Source organism: Carboxylicivirga mesophila (genome assembly GCF_018271975.1).
Lineage (GTDB): Bacteria > Bacteroidota > Bacteroidia > Bacteroidales > Marinilabiliaceae > Carboxylicivirga > Carboxylicivirga mesophila.
In genome coordinates, this window is the sequence record NZ_JAGUCN010000014.1 from 21,070 (window position 1) to 38,498 (window position 17,429).

13 protein-coding genes are annotated in these 17,429 nt (G+C 40.7%); 4 read left to right on the top strand and 9 right to left on the bottom strand.

Annotation, left to right across the window (positions count from 1 at the left end; translation table 11 throughout):
* Positions 1-32 precede the first annotated feature (32 nt).
* Positions 33-1,871 carry an APC family permease gene (locus KEM09_RS12745; RefSeq protein ID WP_212228829.1) on the top strand — a complete coding sequence of 613 codons (1,839 nt, stop codon included), beginning with the start codon at positions 33-35 and terminating at the stop codon, positions 1,869-1,871.
* Between the two features lie 153 nt (positions 1,872-2,024).
* The gene (gene dpp5 / locus KEM09_RS12750) at positions 2,025-4,112 is read left to right on the top strand and encodes a dipeptidyl-peptidase Dpp5 (RefSeq protein WP_212228830.1); all 2,088 of its coding nucleotides are present in this window, start codon (positions 2,025-2,027) and stop codon (positions 4,110-4,112) included.
* Between the two features lie 163 nt (positions 4,113-4,275).
* Here the strand turns inward: dpp5 and KEM09_RS12755 are convergent, their stop codons facing one another.
* Complete coding sequence (locus KEM09_RS12755) at positions 4,276-4,431, bottom strand: hypothetical protein (RefSeq protein ID WP_212228832.1); 156 nt, start codon at positions 4,429-4,431, stop codon at positions 4,276-4,278.
* Positions 4,432-4,666: 235 nt separating this feature from the next.
* Here KEM09_RS12755 and KEM09_RS12760 point away from each other — a divergent pair, with 235 nt between their 5' ends.
* Positions 4,667-5,428: an energy transducer TonB gene (locus KEM09_RS12760; RefSeq protein ID WP_212228834.1), complete on the top strand. Its 762-nt coding sequence runs from the start codon at positions 4,667-4,669 to the stop codon at positions 5,426-5,428.
* A gap of 57 nt (positions 5,429-5,485) precedes the next feature.
* Here KEM09_RS12760 and KEM09_RS12765 read toward each other — a convergent pair whose 3' ends face one another.
* Positions 5,486-6,562, bottom strand: coding sequence for a methyl-accepting chemotaxis protein (locus KEM09_RS12765; RefSeq protein ID WP_212228836.1), 1,077 nt, complete (start codon positions 6,560-6,562; stop codon positions 5,486-5,488).
* A gap of 189 nt (positions 6,563-6,751) precedes the next feature.
* A complete protein-coding gene (locus KEM09_RS12770) occupies positions 6,752-8,059 on the bottom strand; it encodes a hypothetical protein (protein ID WP_212228838.1) in 1,308 nt (435 codons plus the stop codon).
* 93 nt (positions 8,060-8,152) lie between these two features.
* On the opposite strand from KEM09_RS12770, the gene KEM09_RS12775 reads away from it, so the two are divergent.
* Positions 8,153-8,992: a myosin/kinesin family protein gene (locus KEM09_RS12775; protein WP_212228840.1), complete on the top strand. Its 840-nt coding sequence runs from the start codon at positions 8,153-8,155 to the stop codon at positions 8,990-8,992.
* A 53-nt stretch (positions 8,993-9,045) separates the two neighbouring features.
* Here KEM09_RS12775 and KEM09_RS12780 read toward each other — a convergent pair whose 3' ends face one another.
* The 6 genes from KEM09_RS12780 to def all read right to left on the bottom strand — a co-directional run bounded on the left by KEM09_RS12780 (position 9,046) and on the right by def (position 17,412).
* Positions 9,046-9,849 carry a LytR/AlgR family response regulator transcription factor gene (locus tag KEM09_RS12780; protein WP_212228842.1) on the bottom strand — a complete coding sequence of 268 codons (804 nt, stop codon included), beginning with the start codon at positions 9,847-9,849 and terminating at the stop codon, positions 9,046-9,048.
* A gap of 15 nt (positions 9,850-9,864) precedes the next feature.
* Positions 9,865-10,827 carry a sensor histidine kinase gene (locus tag KEM09_RS12785; RefSeq protein WP_212228844.1) on the bottom strand — a complete coding sequence of 321 codons (963 nt, stop codon included), beginning with the start codon at positions 10,825-10,827 and terminating at the stop codon, positions 9,865-9,867.
* Between the two features lie 176 nt (positions 10,828-11,003).
* Entirely contained in the window at positions 11,004-12,365 is a 1,362-nt protein-coding gene (locus KEM09_RS12790) for a TolC family protein (protein ID WP_212228846.1), read from the bottom strand.
* A gap of 106 nt (positions 12,366-12,471) precedes the next feature.
* Complete coding sequence (locus KEM09_RS12795; RefSeq protein ID WP_212228848.1) at positions 12,472-15,543, bottom strand: efflux RND transporter permease subunit; 3,072 nt, start codon at positions 15,541-15,543, stop codon at positions 12,472-12,474.
* Between the two features lie 12 nt (positions 15,544-15,555).
* Positions 15,556-16,617, bottom strand: coding sequence for an efflux RND transporter periplasmic adaptor subunit (locus KEM09_RS12800; protein WP_212228850.1), 1,062 nt, complete (start codon positions 16,615-16,617; stop codon positions 15,556-15,558).
* Positions 16,618-16,830: 213 nt separating this feature from the next.
* Positions 16,831-17,412: a peptide deformylase gene (def, locus tag KEM09_RS12805; protein ID WP_212228852.1), complete on the bottom strand. Its 582-nt coding sequence runs from the start codon at positions 17,410-17,412 to the stop codon at positions 16,831-16,833.
* Positions 17,413-17,429: the final 17 nt, after the last annotated feature.

Below are 17,429 nucleotides of genomic sequence, written 5' to 3' on the forward strand. Positions count from 1 at the left end.
AGTTAGTTAAGTATTATTAATACGATGGCAGAATGAGCAAAGTAAAACGAGAGTTAAGTCTTCTGGAGGTCATTAGCGTTTCTTCAGGCGTAATGATTAGCTCCGGCTTGTTTATCTTACCAGCCATTGCCTATGCTCAAACCGGACCTGCCATGATCTTATCTTATGCCATTGCCAGCCTGATGATTATACCCACCGTACTGGCTAAGTCGGAGCTGGTTACGGCGATGCCTGTTACTGGTGGTATTTACATATTTGCCGATCGGAGCATGGGGCCTTTAATGGGTACCATAGGTGGCTTAACCGCATGGATTTCCCTGGCTTTTAAATCAGCCTTTTCGCTGTTGGCTATGGGTATTTTTGTAATTCTCTTAAAACCCGATATCACCGAGATGCAGATGAAAATCATCAGTGTGGCCTGGTGTTTGATTTTTACAGCTCTCAATATCAAAGGCGTTAAGTTTTCTGGACGCTTCCAAACCACCACCGTCATCATTCTGGTACTTATACTTCTGATGTATATTACTGTTGGAGCTTTTTCTGTTGAGACGGAGCGATTTGTCCCTTTTGCTCCTGAAGGTTTTGATGCCATATTTATGACTGCCGGCCTCATTTTTATCGCGTTTTCGGGCACTACCAAAGTTACCGCTATTGCCGGTGAGGTAAAGAATCCCGGGCGCAACCTGCCGCTTGGCATCTTCTCTTCGTGGGGCATTGTATCGCTTTTATATGTGGCTGTTGTTTTTATTACGGTTGGCATTTTAAATCCTGATGAATTGAATAACACTTTCACTCCCATATCCATTGGTGGGCAAGCAATAATGGGGCGTTTTGGTATTGTTATAATGACGTTGGCTGCCCTGCTGGCATTTATATCAACAGGTAATGCCGGGCTGCTGGCGGCATCACGTAATCCATTGGCCATGGGTAAAGATGAGCTTCTTCCAGGCTTTTTCACAAAACTTAGCTCTGCCGGAACCCCAGTGACTGCCATTTTATTCACGGGTGGCCTCATGATAGCTGTCATCATCTTTCTTGACATTGAAACCTTTGTCAAAACGGCTTCGGCTCTGAAACTGGTGCTATTCATCATCGCCAATATCGCCTTGATTTTTATGCGCGAAGCCAATATTAATCACTATCGTCCCAAGTACAGAGCCCCGTTTTACCCCTGGGCCCAGATAATTGGCATCATATGTTATATATTCCTATTGATTGAGATGGGTACTATGCCACTGCTTTTTGTCCTGGTTTTTATTATTGGTGGCATTGCCTGGTATTTTGTTTATGCCCACGGACGCATCAAAAGGGAATATGCCATTTTGCATTTAATAGAGCGGGTAACAGGCATTAAAACAACCGATCAGCTGCTTGAAGAAGAACTTAGAGAAATACTGGTTGAAAGAGACGGCACCACGCATCAATGGTATGAACAATTTATAAGACAACAAGCGATCATGGAAATAGCTAACGCCTGTTCGGCTGAAGAATTTGCCAAGCAAGCTGCTCCTCTCCTTTCACTGAAGATTAAAGTAAATGAACAATGGCTTATTAAGCGGCTTGCTGAAAAGCTGAACAAAGCAGATAGTAAAGTTGCTGATGGTGTAGCATGTCTGATTGTTCCGGTTAAAGGCAATCGAAAGTTTGAATTGATGCTATTCCGATCGCATGAAGGCATTGCCACAGCCCACTCGGCTTCTGTACATACTATAATGATTATTGCCTACTCCAAAGACGAGTGGAACCTTCAGCTTCACACCTTATCACGCCTAATCAAAGCCATTAAATCTGACGGCTTTTTAAATGATTGGCTCAGTGCCGGCAACAACCAACAATTGCATCAACTACTATTAAAAGAGCACAAAAAATAGTTGAAAAGTATTTAAATATATTTTGCATCCACCTTTCCATCCATCACCCAAGCATTCCCTGACAAAACTCAAATCCTGATTACAAATATCTTCTTACCTTAGTCGGAACGAATAAACGCGACAATAACAGTTCATTAATAAATCATATTTACCATGAAACAAATTGCTTTATTAGCATTGGTTGTTATGCTGTTGGGAGCCTGCGCAGCTCCTCAGAAAGCAGACAAAGAGGCAACCTTTACCAACCGAAATATGAAGGTTGACAGCGAAATAATGACTCCCGAAGCACTCTGGTCTTTTGGCCGCGTGGGTAGTGTAGCCGTATCGCCTGATGGCAAAACCGTGGCTTTCACCATCTCTTACACCAAAATTGAAGAGAACAAAACCTATTCTGACATTTACACGATGCCGGCAGAAGGTGGCGACTATAAGCAGATTACCTTTACCAAAGGTGGAGAGTTTGATATCAACTGGCGTCCTGACGGGGCTAAAATCACCTATATGTCGGCTGCATCTGGCGATGTACAGTTGTGGGAGATGAATCCTGACGGCACACAAAACCAACAGGTAACCAAGGTTGATGGTGGTATTGAAGGCTATAAGTATTCACCAACCATGGACAAAATTGCTTTTGCCAAAAGCGTGAAGTTGGACAAAACAGTGCATGACATGTATCCTGACCTGAAATATGCCGATGCCCGCATTGAAGATGATCTGATGTACCGCCATTGGGATCATTGGGTAGATCCGACCTACTCGCATATCTTTTATATCGACTATGCCAATGGGGCAACAACTGGCAGTGCAACGGACATTATGGAAGGTGAGCGCTACCATTCGCCACTTAAACCATTTGGTGGCATGGAGCAGGTTACTTTTACGCCTGATGGCAAGAGCATTGCCTACACCTGTAAAAAGAAAACAGGCATGGAATCAGCCTTCTCTACTAACAGCGATATTTATTTGTACGACATCAAAGCGGCCAGCACAAAGAACCTGACCGAAGGCATGATGGGCTATGACATTGCTCCAAAATATTCGCCCGATGGCAAATACCTGGCTTGGGAAAGCATGGCACGCGATGGTTATGAGGCCGACCAAAATCGTTTATTTATGATGGATTTGGCTAGTGGGGAAAAGAAAGATTACACGGCTGATTTTGACCAGAATGTGCATGGCTTGACCTGGACACCAGACAGCAAGCACATCTACTTCACCAGTGAGGACAAAGGTTCGAACGAAATCTTCCGTTTTGACCTGGCAGACAACAGCATCTCACAAATTACTGAAGGCATCCACAACTATAACTCGGTAGCTATTGCAGCCAATGGACTGATTGCCACACAAACATCAATGAAACACCCGACTGAAATCATCAGTGTGAATGCAGAGACTGGCGAAGGCAGCAACATCTCTAAAGTGAATGAGCCATTGCTTGGCCAGTTAAAAATGGGTGATGTAGAAAAGCGCAGGATCAAAACAACTGACAATAAAGACATGCTGGTTTGGGTGATCTATCCACCAAACTTTGATAAGAACAAGAAATACCCGGCCCTATTATACTGCGGAGGTGGCCCACAGAGCATGGTCAGCCAGTTTTGGAGCCTGCGCTGGAACTTCCAGATGATGGCAGCCAATGATTACATTATTGTGGCACCAAACCGCCGAGGCCTGCCAGGTTTTGGACAGGAATGGAACGAGCAGATCAGTGGCGACTATGGTGGCCAGAATATGAAAGACTATTTCTCAGCCATCGATGCTGTTTCTAAAGAGTCATTCGTTGATGAAAACCGCTTGGGAGCAGTTGGTGCCAGCTACGGAGGTTTTTCAGTATACTGGCTGGCCGGTAACCACAATAAGCGCTTCAAAGCATTTATTTCGCACTGCGGCATCTTCAACTTTGAGCAAATGTACAGCACTACCGAAGAGATGTTCTTTGTGGACTGGGATTACAAAGGCAACTACTGGGATACCGACAATAAAACTGCGATGCGCAGTTATGCCAACTCTCCTCACCGATTTGTGAAGAACTGGGATACGCCTATGCTGGTGATTCACGGTGCCAAAGACTTCCGTATTCCTTACACACAAGGCATGGGCGCCTTTAATGTAGCTAAGATGCGCGGCGTACCGGCCCGCTTCCTGTATTTCCCTGAGGAGAACCACTGGGTATTGTCGTGCCACAACGGTATTTTGTGGCAACGTGAGTTCTTCCGCTGGCTAGATACTTATTTGAAGTAAGCAAAGCTAAAGGATAGAATATCTTATATAGAACACTGAAATATGACGATAATAAACCCCGCCAACTGAATTAGTTGGCGGGGTTTATTGTTATCCTCAGTTCTACTTCAAATGTAACAGCTCTCAGTGAAATAAACTCAGACTATTATTGCTTAATAATCTTTTAGGAATAGAACCGGCCTTTTATCCGACAGCTGATAATATAAATACCATCGCCCAAATCAGCCATCTCAACTTTGCTATCTGGTAAAACCACAATGCCCACTAACTCGCCATTGATGGTGAGAATATCATGTTTGTCAATAAACCCATTTCCCATATAAAATTATGCTCTTAAAAACGGACTATTTGTTGTTTGGTTATATACTCAAATTCTAAAAATCCAATTAAACGCTTCAACCTGTTCGTATTCGAACGATAACCGTACATTTAAGTACGTATTTGCCTATTTAATAATCATGCCAAACACAATTAAGGACTATCCCACTGTCATTTGTTAAATTTGGTGTAATAGTTGAACTACCCCACACACTATTAACTTAATACTTAAAGCCATGAAAAAGATAGGAATAGGAATGGTGCTTATGCTTTTTACAATAAGCATAATTGCACAGGAAGAAGAGGCTATTAAACAGAAGTTTATAGAAGAAACACGCATTGAAGCACCTGTTTTCAGTGGTGACATGAGTAATAATGAAACAGAACGCCTAAGCCTTAATCAATATCTTCAAGATGAACTCAGCTACCTTGCTAACTATGATTACCTGGATGACGAGGGCATCGTATCAGTCACTTTCACCATTGAGGCTGATGGTCAGGTCAACAATGCATTTGTAAGCAATTCGGTAGCTCCGGAACTTGACAACGCAGTACTTAATGCCATCAGCAACAGCAGTCAACTTTGGTTATCAGGAAAGATTAATGGAGAAGCCACCGCAATGGAGAAAACCGTATTTGTGAAATTTGACATCCCTGGCAATGCCAGTCATAACCAATTGGCCATTGATTACATGAACAAAGCTGTTACACAAGTATACGCCATTGAATACATTCAACACCTGCCACTTGCAAAAAACAAACAAGATCGAAAAACCAATCGTAAAGCCCGCTATGCACAAAACTGCCTTGTAAGAGCTGAGAAATTTAAACCTGATGACTTATCTATCACTTTCTGGCAAGCCAAGGTATATGAAATACAGGGAAACAATGATTTAATGCGCCAGCACCTAAATAAATACCTCGAACTAGTGGCCTACAGGGAATTTGAAAATGATTTATTGATGAATCAGGATATGGCAGTTATTACAATCAAATAATATAGACAATTACAATGGCCAAAGATGTTGCTATATAATATCTTTGGCTATTTACATTTATGGCCTACCTGTTTTATAAAGCTCCATAGTAGCATCTAGTTCTGCAATGTATTGCGAAAAGGCATTGAAAGTCTGGTTAATATCAGTAACAGTTGTGTTTAGGCTTGTAATCACTTCAATCAGCTGATGTCCCTCGCCCAAATTGGCTTGCGAAGCCTGTTCAATGGTCGAAAAAACCTCCTGAAATTGCTGATTTTGCTTCAGGTTATCATTAAATTGTGTGGCAATAATAGCATTAATTGCTTCAGTTTGATGAAGTTCATCATTTAAAGCGGCGAATATACCTTCAACCTGTTGCACCGAGCCTGCAATATCCACAGACAGATTACGCACCTCATTGGCAACCACAGAAAAACTCCTGCCGTGTACACCTGCCTTGGCCGCCTCAATACCTGCATTTAGTGCCAGGAGGTTGGTTTGAATGGCAATCTCCTTAATGAGCAAAACAATACGGTTAATCTCTTCAGCATGTTTAGCCAGCTTATTAGCAGAGGTTTCAAAGGATTGTATACTTTTGGAGGTAGTTTCGAGGTTACTGGTTGTACTACGCAACGATTGCCTACTGATAATTACCTTATCCTGAATGGTTTTAGAATGTTCATTGGCTGAATAAACAGACGAGGTTACCTGGTTTAAAATCGCATTAAGGCTATTAATCGATCCACTAACATCTTGCTTATTACCAACTATGCTGCGAGCCTTTCCTGAAATAACCTTCATTTCACCAACGAATTCATTCAAGCGCTGAATAGCTAGGTTAAATCCACTGGCAATATCACCTACTGCATCATCACTTTTGATATCAATAAATTGAGATATATCGCGTTTGGAAATACTATCGGCCACTGCTGACATTTTAAGCAATTGTCGTATTAAAATAATCTTCACAAACCAAAAGCTGACTATCCCTACTGTGATACCCGCCATTATGCACCCTACCAGAAAATAAGGGAATAACCCATCTTTCCATTCAACAAAAAAATTGGCATATACCGGGAAAATAAACCCCATGCCTATGCCAAATCCCATCATATACATAAAAAGCTTGCGCAGAATACTTTTATTTTTCTTCATAGGATTAGATTTTGGGCAACAATAAACGAATATGAATTATTATTAGCAAATTGTAAATCATACATCAAACTGCACTTATCTTCAAAACAATTCTTACTTATAATTTAACACTTACCATGACACATAAAACGAAAAACGCCAACTGGTATTATATCAGTTGGCGTTTTTCAATGCGTATTTTCTTCCTAATTAGTTCTTCACAATATATATACCAAAGGGGGTATCTTGGTTATAACCTTTATAGACACGATTATACTCAACCTGTGATACTGAAATTGCCTGCTCAACAAAAAACACTATCAACTTATCATCTTCAACTAAAATATATACCGGGTATCCTGGCAAATCAATAGTGCCCACATAGTTTCCACTACGATCGTATTTATAGAGTGCCTTACTATTAAATGGAGCGGTGAAAATATTGATAGAGTTAAAAGCAATGTCCTGACAATTTCCGAAATTACTATATACAGTATTGCTAACACCCGCTGGTTTCATCTTTCCATAAGGCTGGATATAAATATGGCCCGTAAAAGGATCTTCCTTTATGCAGCTATAGTTATACCCTTGTAGATAACTAGAGGTGTAATTATTGTAACCAATGTCGCCATACGAATCAGCATTATAAACATACAAGTAACTATAACTATCATCTTCATTAGCGATGAGTGCATTTTGCGATTCACTGTACTTCAAATATTGTTGATCATATGAACTATTAATCAAGTATGCCCCTGTCATATTGCGGTTAATCACCTCAATATAACTACCATAATCACACGAAGCGTATATTTTACCATCACCATTGCTTGCCAAACTATATAAGTATTGGTTATTCAATGGTAAACTACCTGTCTTTTTTAGTGATTTGGTATCATATATCCCAATTTCATTGGTATTATTCTCACCTAAATACAACTCTGTCAACCCATTGTATTTTCCAAAACACGGATATTGGAAATTATAATTAACCTCTTTTGTTCCTACAACAACATCACTCTCATAATTATAAAGCGTAAATTTGTTGCGACCATCAATAAAGCCAATCAACATTTCATCCTTATTATGGATGACGCTCTTAGGGAAAAATGAAAAGGAAGGATAATTACCTATATTAATCGAATCAATGTTACTCTTATACGAACGCGTATAGTCAAAATCATTCCCACTCAATGCCTCTACCCAATAATAATTTGTTCCTAAGGCATTAGGGTTTTCATCAACAAATGTATGGTGAAAAAAATCTGTTCCACTATATATAAGTGAATTCTGGTAATAATTATTTTTATCTTTTGAGCGATATACTCTGTACTCGCGGAAATTATTTATTTTGGCAAGTGTCCACTTTAATTGTACAGTACCATCATTTTCGGTGGCACTAATTCGCAAATTTTTACTTAATGCCGTATAATCATCACTACCTGATTCACAAGATGATAAGATGTTCATCAGAAAAACAAAAACGCCACAAATACTAACTATTTTAACTGTTTTCATAGATTAGGTTACTAAAAAGAATGTTTACTTTTGTAAAATTAGCAAAAAAATATTCATCTTAGCAGAAATTTATTAATAATAAAATCTAACCAAATGAAGCATCTGTTATTAACAGGAAGTATCTTACTATTTCTTTCAACACTTTCATTAGCTCAAACAGATACCACAAAATTTAACCTTACATCTAAAAGAGGCTTTTACTATTTCCCTGAAAAAGGTGACTGGTCGTTGAGTATCAATGCTAATCCGTTTTTAGAGTATTTTGGAAATATGATTGGTAATAAAACTGTAACCAACAATTACTCAAATGGCTATTATTCATACAATGTGGTAAATGATGCTCCAAAATTTGCCTTTACAGCCCAAAATCCAGGAACTATTTACTTTAAATATTATACACGTGATGACAGGGCCTGGCGCGTAAAACTTCTGTTTGGCTATAGTAGCTCAAAAGATAAAGATGGTAGCGGAGAAGAAACTCCCAAAAATGTTTACCTGACTCAAAATGCCCTGGCAATTGGCTTATCTGTTGGACAAGAGTTTTATCGACCGATTAAAAGTCGTATCAGAGGGTATTATGGTTATGAAGCTGGTATATCATCAATGCCCTACAGCGGATACCTGCATAATAGCAATAATACGTACGTTACCGGAAACGTTGAATACGTTGATGAAACTATGCCCGAATTGGAATTTAAGGAAGAGGGAGGGCAGACACTCGGATTTAATGGAGCAGGCTTGATAGGGGTTGAGTGGTTTTTTGCCCCAAAAATTTCACTGGGTGGTGAATTTGGGTTAGGATTTAACTACAGCAAACAAAAAGAAAGAAAGTACACAACAGATGCAAATAAGATTATCGTCGATTCAGGTGGTAATAGCTTCACTTTTGAGCCTTATGCCAGTGGCGATTTAATAGTGCACATTTATTTTTAATAAGATAAAGGCTGTTTCGATTGAGACAGCCTTCTTTTGTATCTAATTAATAGTTAATGATTCATCCACTCCTTAAATGGACCGGCTTTAGCCCGACTAATCATTACCTTACCGTTAAGGCCATTAACCAGTTTCACTACCAGCTTACCACTAAAATAGCTTTCGAAGCGCTCAATAGCATCTACATTGATAATCGTTTGCCTGTTACTACGGAAAAACTTTTCTGGATCAAGCTCTTCTTCCAGCTTATCCAGTGACTGGTTAAGTATGTGTTGCTTACCTTCAAAAGTAACGGCAAACGTTACCCGGGCATCAAAATAAAAATAGGCCACATCTTCAACACCAAGCTTAAAAAAGGCATCACGTCTGGCAATTAAAAAGCGCTTGCGATAACCACCTTGTGTTTTCGCTATCGATCGGGCTAATTCGGTATAATCAATTACATCAGCTTGCTTCTTAGGGCTCTCCCCTTCATGCAAATTATTAATTACCTCAATGGCCTTTTCAAATTTGGTGATGGCTCGTTCCAACTCCTCTTCTTTTATAGGCTTCAATAAATAATCGATGCTATTAAGATTAAAAGCTTTGAGAGCAAACTCATTATAGGCTGTAGTAAAAATGATGCCACTTTCCTCCACTTCAATCTGCTCAAAAATTGAAAAACAATTGCCATCGGCTAGTTCAATATCTAAGAAAATAATCTGCGGATGCTCATGTGTTTTAAGGTAATCAACGGTTTCACTCACACTTTGCAGCATGGCTTTTACTTTCCAGGAAGGACGAATCTCCGCAATCATATCCCGCAGCATTTCACCACTGTGTATTTCATCCTCTACAATTATGATATTGATTTCCATTGCTTCTGCTTTAACTTATTGTTTGATTAGTGGTAATTCTACCCTAAACTCATTGCCATTTTTGATAATAACCACCTCTTTATTCGTCAATAACTTATACCTCTCGCGTAAGTTACTTAATCCTGTATTTGTACTGTAGGTGGTTGTTTTGGCATTGATATTATTGGAGACCACTACCTTTCCATCTTTGGTATACATCTTCATTTTTAAAGGCGATGCTTTAGTGGCTACATTGTGCTTCACTGCATTTTCAAGCAGTAACTGCATACTTAAAGGAGGCAAGTGCCAGTTGTAATATTCTTCATCGAAATGATGCTCTACAACTAATCCTTCTTTTAAACGCTCCTGGTGCAGAGCTCCATATGCTTTCAGAAATTTCAATTCGTCAATTAGTTTGATAGAACGATGTTTATTACTCTCAAGTACATATCGGTACACGTCTGAAAAATTAATGGCAAAACGTATTGCTGCCTCCTTATCGTGCCTGATGATAGCAATAAGCGTACTCAGATTATTGAATAAAAAATGTGGATTAATCTGATCCTGCAAGGCCCGGTAATCCTGCTTAAGTTTATCCTGTTGCAAACGCTCCACCTCTAGCATAACTACGCTTAAGCTCTGATGGTAATTATAAGCGAATAGCAGTACTACATATATCGTTACAAACAATATAGCGATAATGAGGCTAACATTGTAGGCTACTGGAGCCATGGGTTCGCCAGACTCAATCCAAGGTTTAAAATAGTGAGCCATCATGATGGCCAGTAAAAACCATATAATGGAAAAGCTTAATAAAAACAATACACGCCCACGCGTATGCGTATGCCAGGGGTGTTTGCAGGCAATCAGCTTATTAAATGCAAATATCCCTTCGCTGATAAAAATGAATAGCCATAGCGAAAAAAGATAGCCCTTCCACTCAATAGGTTGGCCCGAATAGAAAATTGCCAATAAAACAGTATAAAAAACTGTTCCCATCAAACATTCAAATAGCAACCTGGTTTTATAATTAATAAATAAAATAGGTTTGCCCTTCAAAAAGCGGTCGTAATAACAACTATCAAATGTTTTCATATCTATTCCCATACATGATGATAAAGGTAGTGACTCATCTCAACTTTTTAAAATGAGCCACTACAAATCGAGAAACACTATTAATTACTGTATGTGTCTGCTTCTGTGTATAACTGACCAATTCCTTTATAATAAGCAGTTTTAGCCACCTCGTAGCTGGCCAGTGCATTTAATAGTTCAGCATTAGCACTCAACCAGGCTGCCTGCGAGTTCAAAACATCGGTGGTGGTATTTAATCCGGCCTCAAAGCTGGCTGTTACCTCTTCCAGCGACTCTTCAGATTCTTCTTTATTCTTTTTGGCGAGCATAATGGCCTCATAAGCTTCATTAACCCTTATGATGTACTGCTGTACCTCCAGCTGCACAAAATCCTTAGTTTCATCGAGCTGCAGGCGGGCCTGTTCAATTCGTAATTTGGCAGCATCTTTTTTGTGCTTCTTTTCGCGCCAGTGCACCAATGGTATGGACAATTGAGCAGAGGCCTGTGTCATGGTCTGTCCATCAACCAGGTTTGGAATATCCATGTAACCATAGCTGACCTGGGCACCTAACTGAGGCTTATAAGCACTCATATCTGACTTTTTTTGAAGCTCCGATAGCGTAACTTGTCCATCCAGCATTTTCAGTTCGTTACGGTTTACAAAAGCCAGGTTAACGCTGTTACTCATGGTAATGAGCTCTGGATTGAGGTTTAATGAATCAGTTACATCAATATTGGTATTCATATCAAGCCCAACAATCTGGCAAAGATTCATTTTCATCACTTTAAAAGCATTTTCAGCTTTCATCAGATTTAGCTGAGCCTCGTTTTTTTGTACAGTTACAATCAGCTGTTCACTCTTGGGAGTTAAGCCCAACTCATACATGTCTTTCATCTGTTGCTCCAATGAATCCAGCATTTCGTAGTACTTGTAGGCAACAGTCAGTTGTTCTTTAAAAGCCACCAGGCTCCAATAGGCGTTATCTGTGTTAAAAATAACCTCATCAGTCTTTAGCTGATAGGCTTGCTCGGAAATTTCAACACCCATATCAGCCATTTGGTTGGCATACCTGATTTGTCCGCCCAAATAGAGTGGCAGTTGCATTGCCACCTGACCGTTATAATATTGCATCTTTTCGGTGCCAATACTCATACCCGGGAAACCAACATTTTGGCCTGTTTGGTTACCCGCTGCATCCATCACTGGTAATTGAAAGCCAGGTATATTAATATCGTCCATACTAGGCAGGTAGGTGGCAGTAGCCGTTCCGTCAATATTTGGCAAATAGGCGGTACGTGCTTCTTTACGTTGTGATTCAGCTTCAAAGTGCTTTAACTTGGCTGCTTTAAGCGACTTATTGTAATCGAGTGCCATTTGACGACTCTCCTGCAATGAAACCTGTTGTTGAGCAACCCCTTTAATGCTTATGAACAAAGCTATGATGAATATATAGTGTTTCATACTGAAAGTTTTATAGTAGATGGTTAGTTCATTCTCTCTTTAAAAAGGAACCGGCTAACAAAGCAATGCCAACCAGCTCCTTTACCTAACCTATACATGAAAAAAATTATTCTTCTATCTCTTTTACAATTGTAGCATGTAACGATTTAGTATTGACCCTGTACATCACAGCATACAGCACGGGTATTACAACCAGAGTGATGATCGAACCTACCAGCAAACCAAACATAATGGCAATGGCCATAGTACGAAACATCGGGTCGAAGGCCAATGGCAACATACCCAAAATAGTGGTCAGTGAAGCCATCATTACTGGTCGCACTCTCGATAATGTCGAATCAATTATCGCTGTGAGCTTATCTTTTCCTTCGCCTACCTGCAGATTTATCTCATCGAGTAGTACCACCGCATTTTTAATCATCATACCCATTAAACCAAGGGTACCGATTATTGAAAAGAAGGTGAAATAAGTGCCGGTTACCAGGAAGCCTATAATCACTCCAATAAAGGCCAATGGCATAATTGAGAAAATGATGATGGGTTGTCGGAAATTATTAAATAAGCCTATGACAATGATGATCATTAACAGGATAGCCAGTGGTAGTTTCTCACCCAAACCTTCATTGGCCTCATTACTGCTCTTATATTCACCCAGCCACTCTAATTTGTAACCTTCGGGCAATGGAATGGCTTCAATTTTATCGCGCAAGGCTGTGAACAGTTCTGGTGGCGCAACACCCGTAATCGGGTCACACTGAGCAATTATCGCACGTTGATTATCGTAACGGCGAATCATACTGTTTTCCCATCGTACATCAATGGAATCAACCAACTGACTTAAAGCTACACTTTGTGGCAAACCCGACCATACGGGTACCGAAGCCAACTGATTAACGTCCTGTTCAATGGTTTTATCGAGTTTGAGCATAACTGGAAGCTGGTAATCACCATCGTAAAACAAGCCAACCGGCATACCACTTGATGCAATTGCCAGGGCATTGGCCACATCGGCCCTGTTCACCATCAGTTCACGTGCCCGATCCTGCGAATAAACCGGCGCCAGCACCTTAATCTGGTTCTTCCAGTCGTTTGTGACAAAAACGGCCTTTGGCTCCTGACGCATCACCTCATTAGCCTGCTCTGCCAACTGACGCAACACTTCGTCATCGGGACCGGTAAACTTAGCTTCAATTTTAAAATCACCACCAACAGCAATATAGGTTCTTACCCTTGCAAAAGCCTCGGGGTAATATTGATTGACATAGGTCTGAAGTTCTTCAATGGTTTGGTCAATCTGCTCCTTGTCCTTGATGGTGATAATCAGTTCACCATAGCTCAGGCTAAGTCCGTTCATGGGACGCATAAGCGTGTAACGAGCCGGCGTGCTGCCCAATCCTGTTACAACCGAGCCGATGTTATCCCAGTCTGCAATGGCAACCTGTATCTCATCCAAATCCTTTTCTACCTGGCTGATGTCTTTTCCCTCGGGCAAACGGTACTCCAATATAAACTGATCGTACTCAGCACCAGGAAAGAAGTTTTGTTTCACAAAACCAAATGACCAGAATGACAACACCAATATTACGGTTGTTCCAATCACAAACAAGGACTTATGCCAAAGTGCAAAACGAATAAATCGTCCGAAAAACTGGTAAAAACGACCGCCATAAGGATCGTGCTCTTCGTCATCAGCTCCTTTCTTCGAGCGTTTCTTATAAAAATATTCGGCATGAAAAGGTGTTTGTACCATTGCCAACACCCAACTTACGAACAAGGATATAGCTAACACATAAAACAATGGGCGTAAAAACTCTCCAGCACCTGTACTATTGAAAGCCAGCGGCATAAAAGCCAGAATGGCAACCAGAGTAGCACCTAAAAGTGGTATAGCTGATTTCTTAGCCGTATTTACAAAAGCCTTCTTCCGCTCCATGCCCTTATCCAGGTCAATCAGGATGCCATCGGCTATTACAATGGCATTATCCACCAGCATACCCATGGCGATGATAATAGCTGCCAATGATACGCGGTGCAGCTCTATATCAAACCCGGCCATAATGATAAATGTTGCCAGAATAGTAAACACCAGTCCGCTGGCTATGAGCAAACCAGCACGCATCCCCATGGCCAGCAGCAATACGACTATTACAATAATCACCGACTCAATCAGATTAACCATAAAATCGTCGATTGATTCGCTCACATTATTGTGCTGATAAAACACTTTATGACATTCAATACCAACCGGTAACTTCTCCTGCAATTCGGCTAAGCGTTTCTCAACGGCTTCACCAAGGACAATTACATTACCCCCCTTTTCCATGGAAATGGCCAAACTGATGGCTTCCCGTCCGTTGAATTTAAGCTTTTGAAGGGTTGGCTCGTAAAACTCACGCTCAACCTTAGCTATTTGGCCGAGACGGTAACGTCCGCCGTTGGGTAGTTTCACTTCAAAATTGCGTATCTCGTCCAGGTTCTGGAACTTATTGCCTATGCTAATACGAATGCGTTCACTTCCTGTCACAAAACTACCCGGATCAACAATGGCTCCCTGATCATTGAACGATTGGAAAATTAGCATGGGGTTAATACCCAGGGAGGCAAAATACTCATTATCAAAACTGATATTCACCACCTCGGTGCGCTTACCAAATACTTCGATACGCTTAACGCCGTCTACCAGCATCAGCTCTTGTTTCACGTAATCAACGTAATTCTGAAACTCATGGTACTCGTATCCATCATTGGAAATTGCTAAAAATATACCAGACACATCACCAAAATCATCATTGATAATTGGTTCGGATGCGTTTGCAGGCAAACTACCTTTTACATCAGATATTTTTCGACGAAGGTGATCCCACAGCTGAGGCATCTCCGCGGTTTTTACTCCCGACTTAATATTGATGGTGATTTCAGACAGACCAGGTGCTGAACGCGATTCGAGGAAATCAATATTTTCGAGGCGCTGGATGGCTTTCTCAAGCACATCAGTCACCTCCTGCTCCACTTCTTCGGCTGATGCACCAGGGTAACGAGTAATGACCACAGCTGCCTTCACAGGAATCTCCGGATCTTCGAGCTTTCCCATCGAATTGAAAGAATACAATCCGCCTATAATTAAGGCAATAAAGATGAAGCTCAAAAAAGCTTTTTGAGATAATATCTTATCTAACATGTTGATTTAGGCTTATAAAAGGTTTGTATTCTTTAAAATTCGCACAGCCTGCGATTCGGTTAAACTATACACGCCGGCTGTCACCACATATTCGTTTCCGGTGAGGCCGGAACTGACTGACAAATGGCCATTGTTTTCCAATTTATTGACTTTTACGGCCCTACTTGATACAGTTGAGCTGGCCTCATCAAATACCCATACATAGGCTTTCTGCTCTTTGTAAAACACAGACTCCACTGGCACAACAACACCAGTCTTGTCAGCAGCTTTCAATTGAATCCTCACCTTGGCTGACATGCCAGGCTTCAATCCGCTATCCGCCTGATTGTTTACCATCAGGCGCACATCAAACATATCATTCCCGTTGGCCTTCTCATTAACAGACAACACATTAGCAGGCACATCATAAGCACCAGCATTGGCTACATCAATGGTAATTTGCGAAAAGCTTTTTGCTTTATTCACTTTACTTTCAGGCAGGCTGAATAGTACCTCGAGATGGCTCACATCCAATAAGGCATAAATAGGTTGCCCGGGAGCCACATTTTCAAAATTATTCGTTTGCTTACGATAGATATAGCCATTGAATGGTGCTTTTAACTCTGTATCAGCCAGTGCATTTTCAGCCGATTCATAAGCACTCTTGGCAGCCAGGTAACCGGCTTCGAGTTTTTCCAGCGTGTTAATGGGTAGCTTATTCTTTTTATAAAGTTCTTTGTAGCGGGTATATTCACCACTGGCCTGTTCAAATTGCGCTTTAGCCGATTGTAAACGGATTTTGTAGTCACGAGGATCAATGCGGGCTATCACCTGTTCTTTTGTCACATAATCACCCTCATCCACCAACATATTGTAGACTTGTCCGCCTACTTTAAATGCTACACTCACTTCCTTTTTTTCCTTTAGCTGCCCGTGGAATATAAGCTCCTCGGCACTTTGAGCCTTGCCCAGGCGCTCTACTTTAACATAGCGATGTGTTGTTGCTGATTTGCTTTCATCTGATGAACTACAGCCAATAATCCCCATTCCAATTATTAGCATTGCAACCACCCCTTGTAACATCTGTTTAATCATGATAAAATCCTATTTGTTATCTTTTCGTTTGAGAATAGTTAATTTCTATTGACAAAAATACCTCTGGAAAAAGGGCAGTAGGATGCTTTATGCACGAAGTTGCAATATTGCTGCACGAGGCGGTTGAGCTTTTGATCGAAGTACACAATAAGGCATTAAAAAAGGCCCTAATTATAATTAATTAAGACCTTTCAAATATGGTTTCAGATAGCTCTATTTCGCAAATCGCATGCGGTAACGCGGCGCCACTTTGCCTTCTGCTATCTTGTTTAATTTACCTTTCAACAGTCGCTTTGAGATGCCAGAAAGATGATCGACGTATAAAATGCCTTCGGTATGGTCATACTCATGCTGAATAACGCGGGCATTATAACCGGTAAATGTTTTCTTATGCTTATTGAAATCACGATCATAATACTCAATTTCAATAGCCCAGGGACGTTCCACCTCACCACTCAGGTCGGGTAAACTTAGACAACCTTCATTGTCGGCCCATACCTCATCTGATTCACCTGTAATTTTAGCATTAATAAATACCTCTTTCACCGGTTGCTCATCTTCAAATAAATCTTCTTTATCCTCTTCCTTCATCCCCTCAAACACCTGCACTGTATCAACCGTAAACAGACGAATGGCTTTATTAACCTGAGGAGCAGCCAGCCCAACACCACCAGCCTCATACATGGTTTCCCACATATTGTCAATCAGTACCTGCAAGCCTTCATAATCCGCAGTAATTTCATCACACACTTTTCGGAGTACCTTGGTACCATATGCTGTTATCGCTAATGCCATTTATCTTCTTTTTTGTT